The sequence below is a fragment of the Acinetobacter sp. 10FS3-1 genome (assembly GCF_013343215.1).
GTDB lineage: Bacteria > Pseudomonadota > Gammaproteobacteria > Pseudomonadales > Moraxellaceae > Acinetobacter > Acinetobacter lwoffii_C.
The window spans coordinates 534,514-557,949 of record NZ_CP039143.1 but is presented as its reverse complement, the minus strand read 5'-3'; the positions used below and the strand labels follow the sequence as shown (position 1 = coordinate 557,949).

The 23,436-nt window shown below is 46.0% G+C and carries 22 protein-coding genes and 1 pseudogene; 11 read left to right on the top strand and 12 right to left on the bottom strand.

The annotated features are described in order from the left end of the window. The first annotated feature begins 177 nt into the window (after nt 1-177). The 4 genes from E5Y90_RS02585 to holA all read left to right on the top strand — a co-directional run bounded on the left by E5Y90_RS02585 (nt 178) and on the right by holA (nt 5,003). Nucleotides 178-525, top strand: coding sequence for a DUF4124 domain-containing protein (locus E5Y90_RS02585; RefSeq protein WP_174659322.1), 348 nt, complete (start codon nt 178-180; stop codon nt 523-525). A 121-nt stretch (nt 526-646) separates the two neighbouring features. After that, entirely contained in the window at nt 647-3,268 is a 2,622-nt protein-coding gene (gene leuS / locus E5Y90_RS02580; protein WP_174659321.1) for a leucine--tRNA ligase, read from the top strand. A 193-nt stretch (nt 3,269-3,461) separates the two neighbouring features. Further along, entirely contained in the window at nt 3,462-3,995 is a 534-nt protein-coding gene (lptE, locus tag E5Y90_RS02575; RefSeq protein ID WP_174659320.1) for an LPS assembly lipoprotein LptE, read from the top strand. A 9-nt stretch (nt 3,996-4,004) separates the two neighbouring features. Beyond that, nucleotides 4,005-5,003: a DNA polymerase III subunit delta gene (gene holA / locus E5Y90_RS02570; RefSeq protein ID WP_174659319.1), complete on the top strand. Its 999-nt coding sequence runs from the start codon at nt 4,005-4,007 to the stop codon at nt 5,001-5,003. Here holA and E5Y90_RS02565 read toward each other — a convergent pair. The 5 genes and pseudogenes from E5Y90_RS02565 to E5Y90_RS02545 all read right to left on the bottom strand — a co-directional run. Further along, nucleotides 5,000-5,416 (bottom strand): bacteriohemerythrin, encoded by a 417-nt coding sequence (locus E5Y90_RS02565; protein WP_174660545.1) that lies wholly within the window; start codon nt 5,414-5,416, stop codon nt 5,000-5,002. The two genes, holA and E5Y90_RS02565, sit on opposite strands and share 4 nt — an antisense overlap. Beyond that, nucleotides 5,412-7,037, bottom strand: coding sequence for an IS66 family transposase (gene tnpC, locus E5Y90_RS02560; RefSeq protein WP_160255506.1), 1,626 nt, complete (start codon nt 7,035-7,037; stop codon nt 5,412-5,414). Before tnpC ends, E5Y90_RS02565 begins: the two co-directional genes overlap by 5 nt. Nucleotides 7,038-7,111: 74 nt before the next feature. Further along, entirely contained in the window at nt 7,112-7,447 is a 336-nt protein-coding gene (tnpB, locus tag E5Y90_RS02555) for an IS66 family insertion sequence element accessory protein TnpB (protein ID WP_004733288.1), read from the bottom strand. Further along, entirely contained in the window at nt 7,444-7,827 is a 384-nt protein-coding gene (locus E5Y90_RS02550; RefSeq protein WP_001055589.1) for a transposase, read from the bottom strand. Before E5Y90_RS02550 ends, tnpB begins: the two co-directional genes overlap by 4 nt. A gap of 84 nt (nt 7,828-7,911) precedes the next feature. Next, nucleotides 7,912-7,989, bottom strand: a pseudogene (locus tag E5Y90_RS02545) (hemerythrin); the annotation flags it as partial. A gap of 585 nt (nt 7,990-8,574) precedes the next feature. Here E5Y90_RS02545 and E5Y90_RS02540 point away from each other — a divergent pair. The 3 genes from E5Y90_RS02540 to E5Y90_RS02530 are packed head-to-tail and all read left to right on the top strand — an operon-like array spanning nt 8,575 to nt 13,332. After that, nucleotides 8,575-9,918 (top strand): efflux RND transporter periplasmic adaptor subunit, encoded by a 1,344-nt coding sequence (locus tag E5Y90_RS02540; RefSeq protein ID WP_174659318.1) that lies wholly within the window; start codon nt 8,575-8,577, stop codon nt 9,916-9,918. A 2-nt stretch (nt 9,919-9,920) separates the two neighbouring features. Beyond that, nucleotides 9,921-11,897, top strand: coding sequence for a MacB family efflux pump subunit (locus E5Y90_RS02535; protein ID WP_174659317.1), 1,977 nt, complete (start codon nt 9,921-9,923; stop codon nt 11,895-11,897). Between the two features lie 10 nt (nt 11,898-11,907). Beyond that, the gene (locus E5Y90_RS02530) at nt 11,908-13,332 is read left to right on the top strand and encodes an efflux transporter outer membrane subunit (protein WP_174659316.1); all 1,425 of its coding nucleotides are present in this window, start codon (nt 11,908-11,910) and stop codon (nt 13,330-13,332) included. Nucleotides 13,333-13,384: 52 nt separating this feature from the next. Here E5Y90_RS02530 and E5Y90_RS02525 read toward each other — a convergent pair whose 3' ends face one another. The 3 genes from E5Y90_RS02525 to orn all read right to left on the bottom strand — a co-directional run bounded on the left by E5Y90_RS02525 (nt 13,385) and on the right by orn (nt 17,089). Next, the gene (locus E5Y90_RS02525) at nt 13,385-15,202 is read right to left on the bottom strand and encodes a tetratricopeptide repeat protein (protein ID WP_174659315.1); all 1,818 of its coding nucleotides are present in this window, start codon (nt 15,200-15,202) and stop codon (nt 13,385-13,387) included. Nucleotides 15,203-15,300: 98 nt separating this feature from the next. Beyond that, on the bottom strand, nt 15,301-16,071 hold the full coding sequence (locus tag E5Y90_RS02520; RefSeq protein ID WP_151204315.1) for a ThiF family adenylyltransferase: 771 nt from the start codon (nt 16,069-16,071) through the stop codon (nt 15,301-15,303). A 460-nt stretch (nt 16,072-16,531) separates the two neighbouring features. Beyond that, nucleotides 16,532-17,089, bottom strand: coding sequence for an oligoribonuclease (gene orn, locus E5Y90_RS02515; protein WP_151204316.1), 558 nt, complete (start codon nt 17,087-17,089; stop codon nt 16,532-16,534). Between the two features lie 122 nt (nt 17,090-17,211). Between orn and rsgA the strand changes: the two genes are divergently transcribed. The 4 genes from rsgA to secB all read left to right on the top strand — a co-directional run bounded on the left by rsgA (nt 17,212) and on the right by secB (nt 19,543). Further along, nucleotides 17,212-18,270 (top strand): ribosome small subunit-dependent GTPase A, encoded by a 1,059-nt coding sequence (rsgA, locus tag E5Y90_RS02510; protein ID WP_174659314.1) that lies wholly within the window; start codon nt 17,212-17,214, stop codon nt 18,268-18,270. A gap of 93 nt (nt 18,271-18,363) precedes the next feature. Next, nucleotides 18,364-18,771 (top strand): rhodanese-like domain-containing protein, encoded by a 408-nt coding sequence (locus E5Y90_RS02505; protein ID WP_151204318.1) that lies wholly within the window; start codon nt 18,364-18,366, stop codon nt 18,769-18,771. Nucleotides 18,772-18,792: 21 nt separating this feature from the next. Beyond that, complete coding sequence (gene grxC, locus E5Y90_RS02500) at nt 18,793-19,047, top strand: glutaredoxin 3 (protein WP_151204319.1); 255 nt, start codon at nt 18,793-18,795, stop codon at nt 19,045-19,047. A 37-nt stretch (nt 19,048-19,084) separates the two neighbouring features. Further along, on the top strand, nt 19,085-19,543 hold the full coding sequence (gene secB / locus E5Y90_RS02495) for a protein-export chaperone SecB (protein ID WP_151204320.1): 459 nt from the start codon (nt 19,085-19,087) through the stop codon (nt 19,541-19,543). Nucleotides 19,544-19,720: 177 nt separating this feature from the next. Here the strand turns inward: secB and E5Y90_RS02490 are convergent, their stop codons facing one another. The 4 genes from E5Y90_RS02490 to E5Y90_RS02475 form a co-directional block, all read right to left on the bottom strand. Beyond that, nucleotides 19,721-20,527 (bottom strand): enoyl-ACP reductase FabI, encoded by an 807-nt coding sequence (locus E5Y90_RS02490; RefSeq protein WP_151204321.1) that lies wholly within the window; start codon nt 20,525-20,527, stop codon nt 19,721-19,723. A 127-nt stretch (nt 20,528-20,654) separates the two neighbouring features. Then, entirely contained in the window at nt 20,655-21,476 is an 822-nt protein-coding gene (locus E5Y90_RS02485) for a TatD family hydrolase (RefSeq protein ID WP_151204322.1), read from the bottom strand. Further along, nucleotides 21,476-22,465 carry an RsiV family protein gene (locus E5Y90_RS02480; protein WP_174659313.1) on the bottom strand — a complete coding sequence of 330 codons (990 nt, stop codon included), beginning with the start codon at nt 22,463-22,465 and terminating at the stop codon, nt 21,476-21,478. The genes E5Y90_RS02485 and E5Y90_RS02480 overlap by 1 nt, the downstream gene beginning before the upstream one ends. A gap of 67 nt (nt 22,466-22,532) precedes the next feature. Further along, complete coding sequence (locus E5Y90_RS02475) at nt 22,533-23,357, bottom strand: hypothetical protein (protein WP_151204336.1); 825 nt, start codon at nt 23,355-23,357, stop codon at nt 22,533-22,535. Nucleotides 23,358-23,436: the final 79 nt, after the last annotated feature.

The window sequence follows — 23,436 nt, the reverse complement described above, 5'->3', positions numbered from 1 at the left end:
TGAATTTTTATCTAATTGAATATCATTTTTTATAGATAAACTTTATCTCCTGACTTTTTTCGGTCTTAAAACTTTCTTTTTATTTTTTAATATTACACAATAAATCCAATGACAGCTCCCCCCCTTTCTAGAGCAGAAACCATTCAAATAACTCTATTTTTTAAGGATATATAACAAATGAAAAGCGCTTTCCTGAAATTAGGTAGTTGTGTTGGTATATTACTCTTTAGTATGACTAGCCATGTTTCTGCAACGGAATACTATAAATGGGTAGACGCCAAAGGCACCACCCACTACACCAAAACGCCGCCACCAAAGTCTTCTAAAAAAGTTAAAACGGTCACCACTTATGGCTGGACCAATTCAGCAACAACGCCTTCAGAAACTGGTCAAAATGCGGTTCAGCCTGAAAATGGTCATCCAGCGCATGGTCGCCCAAATCCGGCTGGGACTGAAAATGACCAGCAACAGCGCGAAGCCAATGAAGCCTTGGAGCGTGGTCAGTCCGAACGTCCATCAGTCTAAGACTCCCTGAAATACCGATTTAGATTTTTCCTGCAGAAACCCGTGCGCAAAATTCACTTTTAGGTGCATTTTGCGCTATGCTGTGCGTTAAATTTTTTAACCATTCTCTTGTATTACGTATATGACTACTCACATTGACCCTGAATATCAAGCCAGTGCGATTGAGCCTCAAGTCCAGCAGGATTGGGAATCTCGCAAAGCCTTTAAAGTTGCCGACACTGTAGAAGGTCCGCGTCGTTATATCCTCTCGATGTTCCCTTACCCGAGTGGCAAGCTGCATATGGGTCATGTGCGTAACTATACGATTGGCGACGTGATCAGCCGTTTTCACCGTTTAAAAGGTGAAACTGTCCTGCAACCAATGGGTTGGGATGCTTTTGGTCTACCTGCTGAAAACGCAGCCATTGCTCATCAGGTGGCTCCGGCAAAATGGACTTTTGAAAATATTGCCTACATGCGTGACCAGTTGAAAAAACTCGGTCTAGCTGTAGATTGGGATCGCGAATTTGCGACCTGTACCCCAGAATACTATCGCTGGGAACAATGGTTATTTGTTCAGCTGTATAAAAAAGGTCTGATTTACCGCAAACTTTCCACTGTGAATTGGGATCCGGTAGACCAGACAGTACTGGCAAATGAGCAGGTGGAAAATGGTCGTGGCTGGCGTTCAGGTGCATTGGTCGAAAAGCGTGATATTCCAATGTATTACTTCCGCATTACCGATTATGCACAAGAATTATTAGATGATCTAGATACATTAAAAGACGGCTGGCCACAACAAGTACTGACCATGCAGCGCAACTGGATTGGTCGCTCACAAGGGATGGATATCACCTTCCCTTCAGCAAATCCTGAGGTTTATGCCAATGGCTTAACGGTATTTACCACCCGTGCCGATACCTTAATGGGCGTGACTTATGTGGCAGTTGCCGCAGAACATCCGATGGCATTAAAAGCAGCTGAAAACAATCCTGAACTTGCTGCATTTATTGAAGAATGCCGTATGGGCTCAGTGGCTGAAGCCGATCTGGCCGTGGCTGAGAAAAAAGGGATGGCAACCGGTCTTTCAGTCAAACATCCGGTGACTGGTGAAGATATTCCAGTCTGGATTGCCAACTATGTATTGATGTCATACGGTTCAGGTGCGGTGATGGCCGTACCTGCACACGACGAACGTGACTTTGAATTTGCCAACAAATATGGCTTGACCATCAAACAGGTCATTGATGCCAAAGGTGCAGAAGACACAGACTTTGATGCGACAGAGTGGCAAGAGTGGTACGGCTCTAAAGCAGGCAAACTGGTCAATTCAGGCGAGTTTGATGGTCTGGATTTCCAGGGTGCATACGATGCATTCCTTGCTAAATTAGAACCAACAGGCCTGGCAAGTTCTAAAGTTCAATTCCGTTTACGTGATTGGGGCGTGTCTCGTCAACGTTACTGGGGTTGTCCAATTCCAATGATTAACTGTGACACATGCGGTCAGGTACCAGTACCTGAAGAACAGCTTCCAGTTGTGCTTCCAACCGATGTGGTTCCAGATGGTTCAGGTAACCCGCTGAACAAAATGCCTGAGTTCTATGAAACCACTTGTCCATGTTGTGGTGGCGACGCACGTCGTGAAACCGATACTCTGGACACCTTTGTAGAATCATCTTGGTACTATGCGCGTTACGCATCTCCTGATTTTACCGAGGGCCTGGTCAAACCTGAAGCCAGCCAAACCTGGTTACCAGTGAACCAATATATTGGTGGTGTTGAGCATGCGATTCTGCACTTGTTATATGCACGCTTCTTCCACAAACTGATGCGTGATGAAGGTGTGGTACAAGGTAACGAACCATTCACCAACTTGCTTACCCAGGGTATGGTCCTTGCAGACACATACTATCGTGAGGCTGAGTCAGGTAAAAAAACCTGGTTCAATCCAGCCGACATCGATCTTGAACGTGATGAGAAAGGCCGCATCATTTCTGCAAAATATCAGGGCGATGGTCAAGATGTCATTGTCGGTGGTCAGGAAAAAATGTCGAAATCGAAAAACAACGGTATCGACCCGCAAGCGATTATTGACCAGTACGGCGCAGATACCGCACGTGTATTCATGATGTTTGCTGCGCCACCGGATCAATCTCTGGAATGGTCAGATGCCGGTGTTGAAGGCGCTAACCGCTTCCTGAAACGTGTATGGCGTTTGGCTGCAGGCTTCCTGGAAAAAAGCAATTCTGCGTCTGTTATCGATACAGCAAAACTTTCAACCGCGGCACAAGACCTGCGTCGTAAAACGCACGAAACTATCCAAAAAGTGGGTGATGACATTGAACGCCGTCACGCCTTTAACACGGCCATTGCTGCCATGATGGAACTGTTAAACGCGAATAATAAGTTTGAAGCCAAAGATGACAATGACGTGGCGGTTGCACGTGAATCCATTACCACCCTTCTTACCTTATTGGCTCCGTTTGCACCGCATTTAAGCCAAACTTTATTGGCTAAGTTTGGGATTGAATTGAACTCAACCCTATTCCCGCAAGTGGATGAGTCTGCTTTAACCCGCAATACTCAAACCATTGTGGTTCAAGTCAACGGCAAACTGCGTGGCAAACTTGAAATAGCGGTGGATGCTTCTAAAGATGAGGTTCTGGCACAAGCCAAAGCCTTGCCGGAAGTACAGCAATTCTTGACAGGGCCAACCAAGAAAGAAATTGTGGTACCAAATAAACTGGTGAACCTGGTGGTTTAAAAATCTACCGCTCCCTGGCCCTTTCCTTTTAGGAAAGGGCCAATCCCTTCTTTCTCTGGGAGAAGGTTAGGATGAGGGGACAAAAGGATTTCACAATTCCCAAACAAAGCCCGTTGCCAGCCAACGGGCTTTGACTTTACAATCCGTTTCAGGATTTCAAATATTTTCCGCAGGGAAGAATAGAGGACAAAATATGCATTTGGGCAAACGTTTAGCAGCAATTGTTTTAACTTGTGGTCTAAGTGCAGGCTTGGCGGGCTGTGACTTTCATTTAAAAGGAACTACTCCGAATTCCGCGCCACTGGCTTACTCCACCATGAGCCTCTCCTTACCTGCCCATACTGAAGAACTTCAGGAAAAGCTTGCAGTCTATCTGGGTGCCGCTGGTATACAGCTAAACAAGGCTCCTAATGCTTATGTATTGCATATATTGGACTATACGCCGCGCCGCTTGGAGTTAAATGGCAAGCTAGTAGAGACCTTGTTACGTTTGAATGTGACTTTCCGTATAGAAGATGCGCAAGGCAAGCCGATTACCGAAGCACGTACGGTGGTAGCAACCCGTACTTATCAATATAATATTGAAACCGTAAATACCGATGACCAGGAACAAAAGTTCTTAAATCAGGTCCTTATTGATGATATTGCCCAGCAGATTGCGCGCCAGATTTCTTCAAATCGGTTACCGCTGGTTAAAGATCGTCCTTCAACTCCGGCTACCCCATAAGATTAAGCGATGAAACTTGACTATCTCCAGGCCCTCAAACGTATTGATGATGCTCGCGGAGCCTGGATATTGCATGGTCAGGAGCCCCTGCTGGAACAGAACCTGCTTGATGCCTTTCGTGCCAGCTGGCAAAAACAGGACATTGAGCGTCAGCGTTATGATATCAGTTCAGTAGCTGACTGGAAAAATGTCTTTAATGCCTTAAATAGTCTGTCTCTTTTTTCCACGCAACTTGCTGTGGAAGTGCATGGCAATATCAAGCCTGATGCGAGTGCTCTTAAATTACTGAAAAGCTATTTGCAGCATAATGAGCACAACCTGCTGTTGGTGGTTATGCCCAAGCAGGACAGTAACAGCCTGAAATCCAGTTTCTTTCAACTGATTGATGCCAATGGGGTGAATGTTTCACTTTCGGCCAATTATCCCAAAGATCGTCAACAAATTTTGGGAGTAGAAGCGCAAAAGCTGGGCATTCAACTGGCAAATGATGCATGGCAATGGCTGGAGCAGCATCACGAGCATAACCTGCTGGCTGCAAAAAACAGCCTGATGCGGGTCAGTGACACTTTTCCTGAAGTTGATCTGATTCAGATTGATCATCTATATGCCTGCCTGCAAGACCAGTCACGCTATAGTACTTATGATTTAAGTGATGCCTTGCTAAAAGGAGACTTGGCTCAATCGGTAAAAATTTTTCAATATTTAACAGCCTCGGGTGAACCGATAAGCCTGATCTTGTGGAGTATCAGCAAGGAAATGCGTTTGTTGATGCAACTGTTTGAACAACCACAAAATGCTTTGCAACTCGGTATCTGGAAAACCAAGGTAAGTCTATATCAGCAGGCCTTACGTCGCCTCAGTCCACAGGCTTTTTTGGTCTGGCCGCAACTCTTGATCAGCATTGATGCTGCCATTAAAGGGATGTCCAGAGAAAATCCTGAACATCTCATCTTACAGGCCATTGCTGCCATGTGTGGTAAAGACTTATTTTTATCACCCAGCGCTTAACTAAAAAAACGTGCAAACCAGCCTTTGCCTTTTTTCTCTTCCTGTTTACGTAGATAGCTCAACATATTGTCGCGCACTGCATCAACATAGTCCTGATCATCATGTTGAATATGGTTGATCAACCATTTAGACAAGAGGCGATACAAATCTTTTTCAATTGACTCACCCTTCTCAAATTTCAGACGATAATCATTTAATCGTTTAACGAATAATTCATGTATTCCGCGATGAGACGGCAAATATTGATAACTGACTTGTTCAAGTAAATTTTCTTCAAAGCTAAAATGCGACTGGGTATAGTCAATTAAGTCATCCAACACCTCTTTGATTTTATCGCGCTCCCCCGTGCTTTTTACCTGTTCCAAAGTATTAATATAAGTAAGCGTCCGCTGAATCCCATACCAATTTTTAATTCGATTTAGGTTTCCAGCAGTGTGGCAGTAACTCTTCAATCTGGGTCACTTTATGTGTCGGCAGCCTTTTCAGCACATCACTTAAATAGGCATACGGATCCAAGCCATTCAGCTTTGCTGACTGGATTAAAGTCATGATATTCGCCGCTCGCTGGCCGCTGCGCAGCGAGCCAGCAAACAGCCAGTTCTTGCGCCCTAAGGCCCAAGGTCGCATTTGATTCTCTACCCAATTATTGCAAATCGGTAGATTGCCATCATCCAAATAGCGGCTTAAAGCTGGCCAACGCTTCAGAGTGTAATTGATGGCCTTGGCGGTGGGAGAACTCGATGGCACCGTCAGATGATGTTGGTTGAGCCATTCATATAGTTGTTGCATCACTGGTTGACTATGCTGTTGTCGGTATTCGCGGCGGTCTTCCGCTGTACCATCGGTCTTTTTCCTGAGCTCTGCTTCTATCGCATACAGTTTCTGAATCAGCACTAATGCCTGTTCAGCGACCTGACTTTTCCCAGTTACATGCAGTTCATGGAATTTACGACGTGCATGGGCCATGCAGCCCACCTCAATGACCTGGCCTGATTTAAAGCGTGCTTTATAACCACTGTAATCATCACAGACTAGATAACCCTGCCAGCCTTTCAAGAACTCTGCAGCATGCTGGCCTGAACGACTATCCTGAAAGTCATAGATCACCGCCTGAACTGGATTGTACTGTGTAGTGGCATAGGCCCAGACATAACCTTTCTTCGGTTTTTTATCATTCTCACCCATCCGCATGATGGTGACCGGTGTTTCATCTGCATGCAGCACCTGCTGTTGTAGTACCACCTCTTTTAAGGCATTGGCCAGAGGCTCCAGTTCTACACCGCAGCGACCTATCCAGTCAGATAACGTTGATCTAGAAAGCTCGATTCCCGCCCGCTGATAGATCAGACGCTGACGGTACAGCGGTAAATGATCGGCATACTTCGATACCAGCACATGGCTGAGCAGTTCAGGTGAAGCAATGCCTTTATCAATCACATAGGCAGGCATCGCTTGCTGAGTCAGGGTGTCACACTGATCACAGACCCATTTGCCACGGACATGCTGTTCCTTGTAGAACTGTGCCGGTCTGAAATGCAGTTTTTCACTGATATCTTCGCCGATACGACGTAACTGGCAGCCACAACTGCATTGGGTTGATGCAGGTTCATGCTCAATACGGATGGTGTGTAGATGATCGGGCAGCAGTCGACGTTTAGGTTTATTTGCTTTGGCTTTGTGTGTCGCTGCATCGGTTTTATCTGCATTCAGCCGTTCCAGTTCCAGATCAACGGCTGCAATATCTTCTTCGACCGCTTCATCCCAAAGATGGATTTGTTTTGCAGTGAGATGTTCGTTTTTACTGCCGAATTTGTGCTGTTTAAATAGTGCGAGTTCATGCTCGTATTTTTGATTGAGAATAGAAAGATGTTGAACTTTAGAATCTAATTGCTGATTGGTGACTTCAAGATGTTGAACTCTGGCATCTAATTGCTGGTTTGATTGTGCTAGAGACTGATGCTGCAGCGCCAACTGCCTGGTGAATTCCAGCAGTTGTTCATGGGTCAGTTGGCTTAAGTCAGGCAGCGTATTCATGACCGCAGTATGCCTGAGGTCATGAGAAGAATGAAATAGAACGTTTGGAGAATAGCAGAATGGAACAGCCTGGTTTAAAGCATCGTCACCACCTGCTGTCGTCCAATGCGCTGCCAGGGCAAACCTTGGATCAGTGCCTGTAACTGTTCCGGGCTGAGGGCCACGCTTTCACCTTGGTGAACTTGAGCCCAGTGAAATTTGCCCTGTTCCAGCCGCCTGGCACACAGCCAGATGCCCAATCCATCATGTACCAGTACTTTCATGCGATGGCCACGTTTATTACAGAACAGGTAAGCACAATGCGGTTTGATGTAGCCAAAGGCTCTCACCACCTGAGCCATGGTCGTATCCATACCTGCACGCATGTCCATGGGCTGAGTAGACAACCAGATTTCATCAATGCGGATCATGTTGCAAGTGCCTTGAGTAATTCTGCCAAGGCAGGTATTTCTGATGTCTGCCATTTTAGCTGAATATCATTATTCGTATGAGGCACGGTGATACACAACGTGATCCTCTCATCAATAGGTTGGCTGATTGCAGCAGTGTAAGGCAAAGCAATAAATGCTGGATTCACATGAGTAGGATCCTGCACGGCACCCTCATGATGGCTGAAGATCCTGATCCAACGACTGACAAGGTTGGCATTAATACTATGTTGCAGTGCGACCGAAGCGATCGAGGTATTAGGATTTTTGCAGGCATTGACAATACTGAGTTTGAATTCTTTGCTGTATGTTCTGCGTTTTTTAGCAACAGGAGGTGTTGCTGAATATATATCCATGTTCATGGATTAAGTCCCCACTTGTTTTTAGGTGGGAACTAAATTAAGGCTTATAGGATCGCTTGGTAAGGCTGTGTTAGCCGGATGCTTACTAATATAATCTAAAATTTGACGGTGCTGATTATCAATCACCTCAATTCCAATATTATAGTTTTCATTCCATTCCATTTGTGAACCCCATCGATTTCCTTAGTAAAGTCGTATTTTTTTTACACAAAAACGTCCATATCATCTTTCTACAATAAAGACATATTTTTTTTATGGAATTAGATATTACAAGCTTTATTTAGTTAAATCTATATGTAAAACATAGATATTTTAGTTTTTAATACTTAGTCTTTAGTCTAAAATATTGACTAACAATTAAGCAGACCAGAGACAAGGTGGACTTATCTTTACAACAAAGATCACTTTAAAAATCTCAGTTATTTTTTTATACATAAGCTTAACTTAGCGCGATTTCAGTTTTTTTAGTCAGGGCACAGCTTTCCCCAGCCTAAGCCTCATTTTATAAAATAAGCCTGAAACCAAGCTGGTCAACCACCTCATGTTTAGACCAGCAAGACTCAAGTAAGTTCTTCCAATGATGAGTTGGGCTGATCAATAAATTCTATAAAAAATTTAAGTTTTTATTTATTGTTGTACCCAGCAGTAATAGAAAATAATTCTCATTATAAATTAAAAAGTTCACGATTTATCCTAGTTTCTCTTTTATAATCGGCCCTTATCTTCTGACCAGAATCTGTGTTTATCATGCCAAAAATAAAACCAACAAAACTGATCATGGCAGCAGTGATTGCCATTGTACTTATTACCGCTGGATGGTACTTCCTGAAACCCAAAGAACAGCCGCCACAATTTATTACTGCGGAAGCAAGTATTGGCGATATTGAAAACTCGGTACTGGCAACCGGGGTACTTGAAGCCACGAAAATGGTCAGTGTGGGTGCTCAGGTATCCGGTCAGGTTAAAAAAATGTATGTACAACTGGGTGATCAGGTCAAACAGGGGCAGCTGATTGCACAGATTGATTCAGTGCGTCAGGAGAATGATTTAAAAACAGCTGAAGCAAGCATTAAAAACCAGATGGCACAGCTTGCTGTAAAACAGGCCAATCTGGCCAAGGTTGAGGCTGAATATCGCCGTCAGGACATCATGTATGCACAGGATGCGACCTCACGTGCAGAGTATGAAGCGGCTCTGGCCAGTTATAAAATCGCACAGGCAGATATTAAGGCCATCAATGCCCAGATTGAACAGTCGCGTTTGACCTTGGCCACCGCCAAAGAAGATTTGGGCTATACCCAGATTGTCGCGCCGATGGATGGCACTATTGTGGCGATTGTGACTGAGGAAGGTCAAACGGTAAACGCCAATCAGAGCGCACCGACCATTGTCAAACTCGCGCAACTCGACACCATGACCATTAAAGCCGAAATTTCTGAAGCTGATGTCATGAAAGTCCAGGAAGGTCAAAGGGTGTATTTCACCACTTTGGGAAATAGTGACAAGAAAATTTATGCGCAATTGCGTCAGGTCGAGCCTGCTCCCAATTCAATTAATACCGAATCCAATAACAGCACAGGCTCTTCTTCAAGTACGGCGGTCTATTATAATGCCTTGTTTGACGTTCCCAATGAAGACGGCAAACTGCGTATTGATATGACGGCGCAAGTGTATATTGTGCTGGATGAAGCACAAAATGTCTTGACCATTCCGGCAGCTGCGATTCAAAGCTCGAACCGTCCCCAGCGCCAGAAGCGTGGTGAAGGCAGTCGTAACACCGAAGGTCTAGCTGCACCTACCGAAGCCCAGGACAAATCACGTGATGCAACAGGTGAACGCCCTGCCCGTTTGCAGCTCTCTGATGCTGAGCTTGCCCTGATTGAACAAGGCAAGGCACAGCGTGCCATGGTGCGTGTTTTACAGGCAGATGGTACAGCGAAACTTACCCCTGTGCTGATTGGCCTGAATAACCGAGTCACGGCCCAAGTTCTGAAAGGTTTGAAACGTGGCGATCAGGTGGTCATTGCCGACGGTTCTGACACCTCCAATGACAGTGCAAAACGTGGCAGCCGTGGCCCAATGAGAATGTAAGCATGAATCAACAACAGCAACCTCTGCTTGAGGTCAAGAATCTGGTTCGTGAATTCCCTGCGGGTGAAAGCACGGTCCAGATTTTAAAAGGGGTCAATCTGGAGATTTATCCGGGTGAACTGGTGGCGATTGTGGGCCAGTCCGGTTCCGGCAAATCGACGCTGATGAATATTCTCGGCTGTCTGGATCAACCGACTTCGGGCAGCTATAAAGTCAAGGGCCGGGAAACTCGCAAGCTCGAAGCGGATGAACTGGCCCAGCTGCGTCGTGAATATTTTGGCTTTATTTTCCAGCGTTATCATCTGCTGGGAGATTTAAATGCCGCAGGCAATGTCGAAGTGCCGGCCATTTATGCCGGTGCAGATTCCAGTAAGCGTCATGAACGTGCAGCGAAATTGCTGACAGATCTGGGGCTGGGTGAAAAAACCCAGAACCGCCCTAGTCAGCTTTCCGGTGGTCAGCAGCAGCGGGTTTCAATTGCCCGGGCTTTGATGAACGGCGGCGATGTCATTCTTGCCGATGAGCCTACCGGTGCACTCGACAAGAATAGCGGTATTGAAGTCATGCGTATTCTGCGTGAACTGAATGCCAAAGGTCATACCATTATTCTGGTCACGCATGACCATAACGTGGCCAAAAATGCGACGCGTATTATCGAGATTTCAGACGGCAATATCATTTCGGATCAGCCAAATGTGCCTGAAATTGATGATGGCTTTGAAAAACAACGTCTGGTCTATAATGAACAAAAGAAAATTTCCAGCTGGCGCTCGGCCGTAGACCGTCTTGGCGAAGCCTTCCGCATGGCTTTGCTGGCAATGAATGCACACCGCATGCGAACTTTCCTGACCATGCTGGGAATTATTATCGGAATTGCCTCGGTTGTCTCGGTCGTCGCGCTCGGGAACGGTTCACAGAAACAGATTCTGGAAAATATCAGCAGCCTGGGAACCAATACCATTACCGTGTTTCAGGGGCGAGGCTTTGGAGACAATTCCAGATCTTCCCAAGTCAAAACCTTGATTCCGGCGGATGCAGACGCTTTGGCAGAGCAGCCCTATGTGGATGGCGTCAGCCCCTCCGTCAACAGCAATGTGACCGCACGTTATAAAGAAACTGAAGCTTCGATCACTGTGAATGGTGTGGGCGAAGACTTCTTCTATGTACGCGGGATGAGCTTTAAATCTGGTCAGCCTTTTGATCATGAAAGTGTGGTCGAGCAGGCCCAGGACGTGGTAATTGATACCAATACCCAAAATACCTTCTTTAAAGATGGAAGTAACCCGATTGGTCAGGTGCTGCTCTTGGGCAGCGTGCCCAGCCGGATTATTGGCGTAATTGATGCGCAAAAAGGCATGATGGGCAATAATGACACACTAAATGTCTACCTGCCTTACTCCACCGTCATGAGCCGTATGCTCGGTCAGTCCAATGTGCGTCAGATTATTGTACGGATTAAGGATGAATATCCGAGCGCAGCTGCTGAAAATGCCATCCTGAGCCTGCTGGTTCAACGTCATGGTGCGCAGGATGTATTTACCCAAAATGCGGACAGTATCCGTGAAACCATTCAGCAAACCACGCAGACCATGACCTTGCTAATCTCAGCAATTGCCGTGATTTCACTGGTGGTGGGCGGAATTGGGGTCATGAACATCATGCTGGTTTCAGTCACCGAACGGACTCAGGAAATTGGGGTGCGTATGGCCGTCGGAGCACGTCAAAGTGATATTTTGCAGCAATTCCTGATTGAAGCCGTCTTGGTCTGTATTCTGGGCGGGATTTTGGGGGTACTTTTATCGCTGGGAATCGGTCAACTGATTACCCATTTTGCCGGAGATACTTTCCAGATGGCTTATTCGACCACCTCGATTGTCGCCGCCTTTGTCTGCTCCAGCCTGATTGGTATTGTGTTCGGCTTTATTCCGGCACGTAATGCGGCCCGTCTTAATCCAGTTGATGCACTTTCTCGAGAATAAGGAATCTGATATGCACCTGACTCTTACCAAACTGGCCAGTGCCCTGATTCTAGGAAGTTCACTGGTCGGCTGTGCCGCAGTAGTAAAAACACCGTATAAGCAACCTGCCGTTGAATTGCCGAACGGCTTTCAAAACAGTAAGGCCTTAAGCCAGCACATCCATGCCGACGTTCTGGCGGATCAATGGTGGACTTTATTTAAAGATCCACAATTGAACGATCTGGTCAATGCAGTGCTGGCAGCCAATAGCGATTTGGCAGTGGCCGGTATCAACTTACAGCAGGCCCGCATTCAGGCCAGACAGACTCAAAGCCAGCAAGGTCTCCGGATTGGAGATGCGCGAATTTCGACTGGACATCAATTTAGTCTGGAGGGTGATGGTGATCGCTCAACCGGTATTTCACTAGGCTACCCGGCCCTGAGCTATGAACTGGACCTGTTTGGCAAACTCGCCAACCAGACCGAAGCCGCACGCTGGGAAGCCTTGGCATCTGAAGAGGACTTGCAGGCCACAGCGCAAAGTCTGATTGGAACCACGGCACAACTGTACTGGCAGCTGGCCTATCTGAATGAACGGCATGCTGTGGTACAACAAAATCTGGCCACTGCACAGCGTACTTCAGATCTGGTCAAAGTCCAGTATCGTGCCGGTGCCGTATCGGGTCTGGAACTGACACAGGCAGAACAGGCCATTCAAAGCCAGCAAGCCACTTTAAGCCAGATTGAACAGCAACGCGTGGAAACCCGTACCAGTCTGGCCGTGCTGCTTAATATGCCGGTACAGCAGCTCAGCCTGCAAGAACCGAGCCGCCTGCCAAATATACAGTTACCTGATATTGAAGCAGGACTGCCAGCCAGCCTGTTATCCCGTCGTCCTGATCTGCGAGCCACCGAGCTGCGTTTACGCAAAGCGCTGGCCAACAAAGATGCCAACCGGGCCAGCTATTATCCATCGATCAGCTTGACCGGCAGTCTAAGTACAGGAGTGGGCGTAGGGAGTAGCAGCTCACTCTCCAGCGCCCTGAAAAATCCGGTTGCCACTTTGGGTGCCGGTCTGACCCTGCCGTTTCTGCAATGGAATGACATGAAACGTGATTTACAGGTCAATGAACTGGAATATGAAAAAGCGATTCTGCAATACCGTCAAACCCTGTATGAGGCTTTTGCCGATGTGGAAAATGCCCTGTCCAATCGTACTGAGCTGACCAAACAGGTCGCGTTACAACAACGTAATGTCGAACTGGCAGAACGTACAGAACGTCTGACGGAAGTGCGTTATCGAAATGGAGCAGTGGCCTTAAAGAATCTGCTAGATGCACAAGAAACCACACGCAACGCGCGCCTGTCTTTGGTACAGACCCGACAAAGCCAATACAATGCTTATGTAACCTTGATGCAAGCTTTAGGTGGCAGCCCGATCAGGCAAATACCTTAAAGCATTTTTCCTATAAAAAACCGCTGTTTAGACAGCGGTTTTTTTGCGTTGCTTAGCCGACATGCAGATAAGCATTAATATGCTTGAGCAGCTCACTTGAGGACTGATGTCCCAACAGGCTGGCTTTTTCCAGCCATTCGCGTGCCGTGGCAATATCACGTTCCACACCAACTCCTTTGGTATATAAACGTCCCAGATGACCATAAGCATCTGCATTTACCTGCGCCGCGGCCTGACGATAATAAGCCATAGCCTGATCCAAATCCGGGGTGACGCCTACTCCCTGCTCCATCGCCTCTCCCAGCGCATTTAACGCCAAGGCATTGTGCTGGCTGGCAGCCTGCTGAAGATACTTCAGTCCTGTGGCCAGATCTTGCTCTACCATCTTGCCTTGCAGATACATCAAGCCCAATTCTGCCTGAGCTTGTACATGACCCAGCTGAGCGGCCTGATGGAGATAACGTTTGGCCAATTCGTCATGGAGCTCAAAGACCGGATGAAGCCCCGCATAAGCCTGATACAGAAACCAGGCTGCTTCCGCAGAACCTTGGGCAACTGCCTGATTCAGATATTGCACGGCCTTTTCTCGTGTCGGAAGCGGATATTCCGGCTGGCTATAAAAACGTCCGACCATATAAACCAAACTCGCTTCTGATTCAGCCTTGAGCTGCTCCTGCTGGGCAACTGCTTGAATCATCCGGGTGGCTTTGGCGGTATCTTTGGCAACACCGACTCCGTTTAAATAGCAGAGTGCCTGCCCCATCTGGTTAAAATTATCATCAGGCTTCATTGCTGCTGCACTTTGATAAAGCAGGAAAGCTTTTTCCGGCTCATGGGCAACTAGATAAGATTCAAAATATAGTGCCGCAATCAGATTAAGTGCCTGCGGATGCTGGCTCTGAGCTGCTTCAGACCAGTAACGAAAAGCCATGGTCTGATTTTTATCGACATACCAGCCATGAAAATAGGCCAGACCGATTAAGGTTTTAGCCTGGGCATCTGTATGTTCTCTGGACTGCTGCAACAGATGCTGAAACACCCGTTGACGCTGGTCAGTATCAATCCAGCCCAATAAAACACCAGCATAATAATCATACAACCCGCTCTGGTCGCCTAAATGAATACAGCGCTTAATAAAATACAGCGCCTGTTTGTGGTCCTGCGGTAAAATTTTGCCGCGCGCATACGCATCAGCAATCTGCTGATTAGCCATCAGATGATCCTGCTGTGCGGCCAGAAACAGGTAATGCATGCCTAAACTCAGGTCCTGCTGAGCGCCCTCTGCCAGATAGTGCTGTGCCAGCTGATACTGTGAATTGGCATGGCCCTGTCTGGCATGTTGAAGCAAAAGTTGCAGCCGCTGCTGTTCTGCTGCACCATGGTCAGTTTCAGTCAGCGCGCTCATACGATACTGGGCATCCAGATGACCACGAGCCACCGCATGCCGATACCAGTACAAGGCTTTTTCAGGATCATTCACATGCTGAGGATGACCATCGTACATCTGGCCCAAATGATAGGCAGCTTCTTCACTTCCCAAACTGAAAGCTTTTTCAAACAAGCTGATGGCTTTTTCTGAATTCTGCTCACGCCCCTGCGCCTTTAAATGCATCAAGGCCATACCGACATAGGCCTGCGGCCATTCCTGCTGCTGTGCCAGGCTCTGATAAATCTGATAGGCACGTTCATGGTCCGGATGATCAGGATCAGCAGCTAAACGTGCCGCATGCTTGAGCTGGGCGTCCATCTGCTCAATCCATAAATCATGCTGCACAGCCTTGGCCTGATCACGTTGGACCGGATCAGGACGCTTCCACATCCAGAAGGCTAAAGCAGCAATCCCCAAAATCAGCACTAGCAAAAACCACATAGTTGCTCCAAGACATTGTTTTTGTTATGTGTATAAAATCATTATTGTAAATTTAACATAAACTACAGCCTAGGCTCTGTGTTTTTTAAGTGGCCTAATCAGGCTTTACTGCGCTTCGCATCAAGTTTTTTCAGTACTTCTGAGACGGCGATCATGGCAAAGCTGGAGGTCACCACAACAGCTGAGCCATAACCCCCACAGCGCAGACCAGCACTGGCACATACCTCGGCACCTGAGAATGGATTATCAATTGAATAGACACAGGTGATGCCAAATTTTTCTTTAGGCTTTTTACAGATACCTTTGGCACGTAATTGGGTACGTAATTTGGCCAGCATCGGATCCTGTTCGGTCCTGGACAAATCAGCCACGCGAATTTTTAAAGGATCTAATTTCCCGCCGGCACCGCCAGAAACAATTAAAGGTAGCTTGTTAAAACGGCAATGCAGCATCAGCGCCAATTTGGCTTTGACGTCATCAATACAGTCCAGAATGATATCAGGCTGTCCAGCCAGCAGCTCTTTCACATTTTCAGCGGTGAGGTAGTCATCAATCAGATTCACCTTGATGCGGGGATTAATGGCCCGGCAACGCTCCGCCATAATTTCAATTTTCTCACAGCCCAAGGTGGTGGTCATGGCCGGTAACTGACGGTTGATATTCGATGCTGCAACCACATCCATGTCGACCAGGGTCAGCTCGCCAATCCCGGTTCGTGCCAGTGCTTCAACCGCCCAAGAACCCACCCCGCCAATACCAATAACCATCACATGACTGTTTTCATAATGATGAAAGCTGTCCTCGCCATAAATCTTGGCCACACCGGCAAAACGGCGTTCATATTCATCATCTTGAAGCAGATCAGTCATAGGTCATCTATAGCAATAAAAATACTCGATCATTTTAGCAAAATCCGCTTTTTTTTACTGCCATTAAATGTTCAATCCATTTCAACGATCATCAGCTCTGATGAGCACGCCAACCTGCCCACAACAAATGAAATATCAGCAACCCATTAAGCAGCTGTCATCTAGCTAAAGAGGGTGAAAGGTCATGCTATTTATCACCTTCTGGGTTGGAAGCTTCTGTGCAACCTGCTTTATTTTTATTTTCTGCCTCGCCCCAAACACACAACCCCATTCTCACAGTAGTCTCATTCGCTTAGGATGATTTGGCTTTGTCATCTTCGCCATAATGAACACAGCCTCATCTGATTGGGTTATTGCTCCTGTGGGTTTGTTTTGATCGCATTGAATATTTTCACTCTAGAAAAAACGCGCTCAACAAAATAAAAAAAGAGGCTTAAGCCTCTTTTCATGTCACTTGAACTTAGTCTTTATTCATAATGAAAAAATATTCACGGTAATATTTCAGTTCGGCAATCGAATCACGAATGTCATCCATCGCCAGATGCGAGGCATTTTTCTTAAGACCGCTCATGATTTCAGGACGCCAGCGTTTGGCCAGCTCCTTGACTGAAGAGACATCCAGATTACGGTAATGAAAATACTGTTCCAGCTCCGGCATCAGACGGTGCAGGAAACGCCGGTCCTGACAGATCGAGTTCCCACACATTGGTGATACTTTCGGATTCACCCATTTTTTCAAGAATTCAATGGTTTCCCGCTCGGCATCCTGCGCCTTTAATTTACTGCGGCGCACACGTTCAATCAGACCGGACTGGCCATGTTGACGGGTATTCCATTCATCCATCGCATTCAAGATACGATCTGACTGATGCACAACCAGCACAGGACCCTCAGCAAGAATATTCAGGTTATCATCCGTCACAATGGTGGCGATTTCAATAATCTGATCATTGTCAGTGTCCAGACCTGTCATTTCCAGGTCAATCCAAATCAGGCGGCTATCCGGTGTGCTGCTCATAAATTGTGTGATCTAATCAGTTTAAAAATAATATAGTAGCAAATTTCCTGCGACTTGGCTGTATTCACCCTCGGCTTCATGCTATTTTTGCCTTCTCGCACCCATGGTTTTTTAGGAATTGAATGGCTTTAATCCGTAAGCGTCGTTTGACCGAACAACAGCAGCGCCGTATTCAGAAACAGCAGAAAACGCGTCAGGAAGATCTTGATACCTCCCAGGACCTGGAAGGCTTAGTGGTACAGCATTATGGCCGCCAGCTCGAAGTTCAGACCTTGTCGGTACCTGAGCCGCATCCTGAAAAACCTGTGGTCGCCGATGGTGAGCCGGAACCGTTCTGGAAACCCATTGAACCAGACAGTGTCTGGCGCTGTCATACCCGGACCAACCTCGAACTTTTGGTTACCGGCGACCGGGTAAAATGGCAAGCCGATCCGAATACTGGTCTCGGAATTATCACCGCGATTCATCCGCGTAAATCCTTATTGACCCGTCCTGACCGTTATCACAAGGTCAAACCGGTGGCAGCCAATATTTCCCTGATTGTCATTGTATTTGCACCACTGCCTGAACCTGCCCCGGGTTTAATTGACCGCTATCTGGTCGCCTGTGCCGACGCTCAAATTCCGGCATTACTGGTGTTGAATAAGTCCGACCTACTTAAAGAGCAGGACCCTATTCTGGAACTATTGAATGAATACAAAGATTTAGGCTATGAAGTGATGCAGACCCAGTCGGATGGAGACCTATCTGCATTAACCGCCCGCTTGAATGATGAGACCGTTGCCTTTGTCGGTCAGTCGGGTGTGGGTAAAAGCACTTTAATCAATGCCATCGTACCGGATGCGGCACAAAAGACCAATGTGATTTCTGAAAACTCAGCGCTGGGGCAACACACCACGACCTCGACTCGCCTGATTCCTTTTGGTGAAAATGCAGCCCTGATTGACTCACCGGGAATCCGTGAATTTGGTTTATGGCATCTGCCTTTAGAAAAGATCCCCAGCGGCTTTCCAGAAATTGAAAATCTGCTTGGTCACTGCCAGTTCCGGAACTGTACCCATAAACACGAAAAGCAGTGTGCCCTGCGTATAGCAGCAGCAGATGGTGAAATTTTACCCCGCCGACTGGACAGCTATCTGCGTTTAATTGATGAAATCACGGAAGCACAGCAAAAAAATTAATTTTCTTAAGCCTTAGCCCTTGAAGCGGTGATTTTGATCACCATATTTATGAGCTATACTCTTGGCAATTTCAAAATTGTAATTAGGTGGATTGTGGAACGTTGGTTCGAGTTTATGGGGAATCACCCCTTCTTGTTTGGAACACTCGCGGTACTCGTGGTTTTATTCTTCATTATCGAAGGTCAACGTAACGGTCGTAAAATTTCCCCGCAATCGCTGGGCATTTTAGTCAAAGCCAAAAATGCCATGCTGATTGATTTACGTGATGGCAAAGATTTTCGCGAAGGCCACATCAGTGGGAGCCGCAACATTCCCTATAGCCAAATTACAAAACATCTTGATGAGTTAAAAACATCTGATCGCCCGCTGGTGTTCATTTGTAATCTTGGGCAGGTTGCAGGTTCTGCACTCCAGCAGGTCGGTCATGCAGATGCTTATCGTCTTGATGGCGGAATCAGCAACTGGAAAGCTCAAGGTTTACCTCTAATTAAAAGCAAATAATCTGCGAACAGGAGATTGACCATGGCTGAAGTCACTATTTATTCGACAACTGTATGTCCGTATTGTGTCCGTGCAAAACAGCTCCTTGAGCGCAAAGGCGTTGCGTACAAAGAAATCAATTTGTCGAATGAAGCACCTGAAGTACGTATTGAATTGATGCAGCGCACCAATCACCGTACCGTGCCACAAATTTTTATCAATGAACAATTCATCGGCGGTTTTGACCAGCTTTATGCGTTAGAGCGTGAAGGCAAACTTGACGATTTACTGGCTTAATTTACTAAAATCATTATTTTATATTAAGGATTAAAGAATGAGTGAAGAACAACAAGCTCAACCACAACTGGCATTAGAGCGCATTTACACTAAAGATATTTCTTTTGAAGTTCCTGGGGCGCAAGTTTTTACCAAGCAATGGCAACCTGAGTTAAATATCAATCTGTCTTCTTCGGCAGAAAAAATTGATCCGACTCATTTTGAAGTGGCTTTAAAAGTGGTCGTTCAAGCCAATAATGAGGGCGAGACTGCGTTTATCGTTGATGTGACTCAAGCCGGTATTTTTCTGGTCGATGGCGTTGAAGAAGAACGTTTACCTTATATTCTAGGTGCTTACTGCCCGAACATTTTGTTCCCCTTCCTTCGTGAAGCCGTGAATGACATGGTTACCAAAGGCAGCTTCCCGCAGTTACTGCTCACTCCTATCAACTTCGATGCTGAATTTGAAGCCAACTTGCAACGCGCGCAAGCGACTGCGGTTGAAGGTCAAGCTTAATCGCTTTTCCCGGATATTAAAAAAGACCGCTTGTGCGGTCTTTTTTATTTCTTTTTTCCCTCTCCTTTTAGGAGATGAGAAACATTGTGTCGCAAAGGGAGAGGTAAATTAATTATTTAAAATTCTAGAACCCTTCTCTCTAACTCTCTCTCAAAGGGAGAGAGAATTTAATGCATTTTACTCAGCATCCAGCATCAATTCTGCGCTCATACCAACGGTATTAAAACCGGCATCCACATACAGGATTTCACCCGTAATTCCTGAAGCCCATGGAGAACACAGGAATAAGGCCGCATTACCCACTTCTTCAATGGTAACGTTACGTTTTAGCGGTGCCACTTTTTCATTCAGATCCAGCATTTTACGGAAAGACTTGATACCTGAAGCTGCCAGTGTACGGATTGGACCGGCAGAGATTGCATTTACACGAATACCTTCTTTGCCCAGGCTTGATGCCAGATAGCGTACACCTGCCTCTAAAGACGCTTTGGCCATCCCCATTACGTTATAGTTTGGCATCACGCGCTCAGAACCTTGATAAGTCAGAGTCAGCAGACAACCCTGGCGTGCTGCCAATAACGGCTTTGCAGCACGCGCCATGGCTACAAAACTATACGCACTGATGTCATGAGCAACATTAAAACCTTCACGGTCTGTCACCTGGGTAAAGTCACCATCCAGAGTATGGGCTGGTGCAAAACCGATAGAGTGAACCACACCATCAAGACCGTCCCAATGCTTTGCCAGTTCAGCAAAGGTGCCTTCAATTTCAGCATCTACGGCCACATCACAAGGAAACACCAGTTCAGAACCAAATTGTGCGGCAAAGTCATCAACACGTTTTTTCAGTTTTTCATTTGGATAGGTAAAAGCAAGTTCTGCACCTTCACGATGTAAGGCTTGAGCAATACCAAAAGCAATTGATAATTTACTTGCAATACCTGCGATCAAAAAGCGTTTACCCGCCAAAAGTCCTTGTGCCATGTGAATCTCACTCAAAATAATTTAGAAGCATAATGCCAAGTCTCTGGCATTTTAGAAATTGCATAATGCATCTTTTTTTAGACCTGATGAAAGGAAGTCAAATTTCCGGCTGGTTCAAACCCTTACACTAGAGCGCTAAATGCAAGGCTTGATGGCTATTTTTCCACAGCTGTTCAGCCAGCTGCTCTTGATCCATAGCTAAGCTTTGCGCCAGTCCTTGCAGTACATAAGGTAAATTGGCCGGGGTATTGCGGGTTCGATGCTGCGTAGAAATTTGACAGCATAAGGGTGTCATATCGGGACAGTCGGTTTCCAAAACAAGGTGTTCAGGACCAATTTCCTGAACTACGGCATGGAGTTTTTTAGCATTGGGATTGGTAATCTGCCCGGTCACCCCAATTTTAAACCCCAGTTTAATAAAGGCCTTGGCTTCCTCTATGCCGCCACTAAAAGCATGGGCAATACCGCCCAAACGGAATTGCTGCCGTTTTAAGATCGCCAGAGTTTCTGCATGGGACTTTCGGATATGCAGTAATACCGGCTTGTCAAACTGCTGCGCCAATTCAAGTTGCGCTACAAAAAAATGCTGCTGCTTCTGAAAAATTGCGTCCTGCTTGTGCTGCTTTAAAAAGGTATCGAGGCCAATTTCTCCAATTGCTACACAATCTTCAGTGCTGAGCAACGCTTCTAAATCTGCCAAATGTGAACTTTGATGCTGCTCAATATAAAATGGATGCAGCCCAGGAGCCAGATAACTCCGCGGCGCATCCCGCAATTGATTGAGAAAGCGCTGGCTGTGCAGCAAGTCCTGAAATCTGGACTGGACAAAGCCGATCAAAATTAACCGCTCTACCCCCATCGCTTTGGCGGCATAGGCCAACTGTTCCCGATCCGAATCAAAGTCGGGAACATCAAAATGGGTATGGGTATCAAACAGCGAATAAGACATTAAGACTGGGCTTTACTGTCACGGGCCGCACTGGCCGCTTGCTCATTTTCGACTTCAGCCTGTGGTAAATAGGCTGTTTTCAAGACCGTTTGTAATTGATCATAAGGAATGGTTAAGCGCGGCAATCCCACCACATACGGACCAATTTCGTATTCTCCATATTGCAGAATCAAACCTTGAGTCGATAAATAGAAATTATCCGATAACTTAAATTTCCATGCCTGTTCATATTCCTCAACATTGCTGGCCAGTTCAGAATCAATGACCCACTGTTTAAAGGCTTCGTGGGCTTTCTTTTCCAGAGCAGCCTTTTGATTAGGCGCTAAAATATCCTGCAATTCGACAATTTTTTTCTTTTCCAGATCAAAGTTATAGTAGCGCTGCGAAGAGGAACCGTGCGCCCCGCCCAAATAACTGCTGGAATTTAACACCACGGTTGCCAAAGGCTGATTGGCATTCAGAATTTTCGGTTTAATCATCAGGCTAATTTGATGACTGGAACCTAAGTCTTTCAGTTCCTTATCTAAAGATAAAAATGTTTCTACATACGGAGTAACCTGTTTTTCCAGTTGCTGTTTTGGAGTTTCAATGGCAACCGAGGCGGCCGGCTCATCTGCCTGAACTGGACTGGAGGCTGCTGACTCTTCCGCACTTACTGCCGGCGGATTGGTCTTCAACGACTTGGCGGAAATATCCAGAGTCTGATCCAGACGTTTTAAAATTTGCTGATCAATAAATTCATCAATAAAAGGCTGGTTACTGGAAAGACGCTCGATGTTCATTTCAGGGCAATTATTCCCCTCACATTCTGGTAGATTTAAAGTTAATTTTTCTACATCCCCAGCCAGTTTTAATACCTCAGCCTGAGCCATAGTCTGTGATTGAGTTACTTTATCCTCTTGAGGTTCAGTATTTTTAGGCTGGCATGCTGTTAGTGCCATTGCTGCTGCAAGAAGACTGAGGCTAAAGATGGTTTTATTTTTAAGCATAATGCGACCTATAACTTAAACTGGTTAAATGAACTTCGACTCAATATCGGTATTTTACGACGTCTGATTAAAACATATGCTGATAAGCCTCAGCTTTCAATATCTGTTGCGTTTGTTCTTTGCTTAAATAAATATCCAGCTGATTGCCATCTTGTACAGTTTCATGGGTACGATAATGCAAACCTATACCCTCTTGATCAAAGAACCAGTCTGCCTGTCCCCAATACAATTTTTTGGGTGCCTGCTGTTTGACTTCAGCCTTTTGCTCTTGTAACCACTTTTGATACGCTTGTTGCACAATGTCATTCATAGCCACTTGCTGTTTGGGTTCAAGAATATCCAGCACAGTGACCGTTTTCTGTTTTTTACGATCTGCCACAAAGAAGTAATAACGTTCTTTAATGCTCACGCCTTCCTGTTTTGTATCTACTCCCAACTGCATCAGGACATATTGATTACGCTGATAGGCAATTCGGGTATACATCGACAACTCATAGGCTTTATTACTGGAAAATTCAGCCTGCCAAGCATCCGATTTTTTTACATAGGCATTGATAGCCTGCTGTAAGCTCATATCCTGTTTAAGCCCAATCTGGTCCTGAATCACCTTCGCCTGACTTTTGGCAATCCATTGATTTAACCAGGCATCTTCGGTATGGACGGTTTGAATAGCCAGATTAATACAATGCTGGGTTTCGCAAAAAGGCAAAGCGATGTTTGCGTCTTGCTCCTGAATGTTTAAGTACGGTAAAACCTCAGCTTTTTCGGTCGCAGCAGCCGATTTTGCAAACTGTTCGTGCGAATCGGATTGTTGTTTTTTAGTATCACAGGCACTCAGTATCAGACCAATCGTAATGATTGATGCAGCCCCTATTTTCCCCTGTATGCCCATCACTCTTTCTTCTCAAATAGCTCATTTATCTTAATGATTCTACATAATAAAACAGCTTCATAAAGAAGCTGTTTTATTT

What these genes read in the sequence shown, in the direction of transcription:
- E5Y90_RS02485 (WP_151204322.1), bottom strand. Translation starts at nt 21,476, where the DNA reads ATGTCTTATTCGCTGTTTGATACCCATACCCATTTTGATGTTCCCGAC.
- E5Y90_RS02530 (WP_174659316.1), top strand. Translation starts at nt 11,908, where the DNA reads ATGCACCTGACTCTTACCAAACTGGCCAGTGCCCTGATTCTAGGAAGT.
- E5Y90_RS02520 (WP_151204315.1), bottom strand. Translation starts at nt 16,071, where the DNA reads ATGACTGATCTGCTTCAAGATGATGAATATGAACGCCGTTTTGCCGGT.
- E5Y90_RS02535 (WP_174659317.1), top strand. Translation starts at nt 9,921, where the DNA reads ATGAATCAACAACAGCAACCTCTGCTTGAGGTCAAGAATCTGGTTCGT.
- tnpB (WP_004733288.1), bottom strand. Translation starts at nt 7,447, where the DNA reads ATGATCCGCATTGATGAAATCTGGTTGTCTACTCAGCCCATGGACATG.
- E5Y90_RS02550 (WP_001055589.1), bottom strand. Translation starts at nt 7,827, where the DNA reads ATGAACATGGATATATATTCAGCAACACCTCCTGTTGCTAAAAAACGC.
- rsgA (WP_174659314.1), top strand. Translation starts at nt 17,212, where the DNA reads ATGGCTTTAATCCGTAAGCGTCGTTTGACCGAACAACAGCAGCGCCGT.
- E5Y90_RS02480 (WP_174659313.1), bottom strand. Translation starts at nt 22,465, where the DNA reads ATGCTTAAAAATAAAACCATCTTTAGCCTCAGTCTTCTTGCAGCAGCA.
- E5Y90_RS02585 (WP_174659322.1), top strand. Translation starts at nt 178, where the DNA reads ATGAAAAGCGCTTTCCTGAAATTAGGTAGTTGTGTTGGTATATTACTC.
- tnpC (WP_160255506.1), bottom strand. Translation starts at nt 7,037, where the DNA reads ATGAATACGCTGCCTGACTTAAGCCAACTGACCCATGAACAACTGCTG.
- secB (WP_151204320.1), top strand. Translation starts at nt 19,085, where the DNA reads ATGAGTGAAGAACAACAAGCTCAACCACAACTGGCATTAGAGCGCATT.
- orn (WP_151204316.1), bottom strand. Translation starts at nt 17,089, where the DNA reads ATGAGCAGCACACCGGATAGCCGCCTGATTTGGATTGACCTGGAAATG.
- grxC (WP_151204319.1), top strand. Translation starts at nt 18,793, where the DNA reads ATGGCTGAAGTCACTATTTATTCGACAACTGTATGTCCGTATTGTGTC.
- lptE (WP_174659320.1), top strand. Translation starts at nt 3,462, where the DNA reads ATGCATTTGGGCAAACGTTTAGCAGCAATTGTTTTAACTTGTGGTCTA.
- holA (WP_174659319.1), top strand. Translation starts at nt 4,005, where the DNA reads ATGAAACTTGACTATCTCCAGGCCCTCAAACGTATTGATGATGCTCGC.
- E5Y90_RS02540 (WP_174659318.1), top strand. Translation starts at nt 8,575, where the DNA reads ATGCCAAAAATAAAACCAACAAAACTGATCATGGCAGCAGTGATTGCC.
- E5Y90_RS02490 (WP_151204321.1), bottom strand. Translation starts at nt 20,527, where the DNA reads ATGGCACAAGGACTTTTGGCGGGTAAACGCTTTTTGATCGCAGGTATT.
- leuS (WP_174659321.1), top strand. Translation starts at nt 647, where the DNA reads ATGACTACTCACATTGACCCTGAATATCAAGCCAGTGCGATTGAGCCT.
- E5Y90_RS02525 (WP_174659315.1), bottom strand. Translation starts at nt 15,202, where the DNA reads ATGTGGTTTTTGCTAGTGCTGATTTTGGGGATTGCTGCTTTAGCCTTC.
- E5Y90_RS02475 (WP_151204336.1), bottom strand. Translation starts at nt 23,357, where the DNA reads ATGGGCATACAGGGGAAAATAGGGGCTGCATCAATCATTACGATTGGT.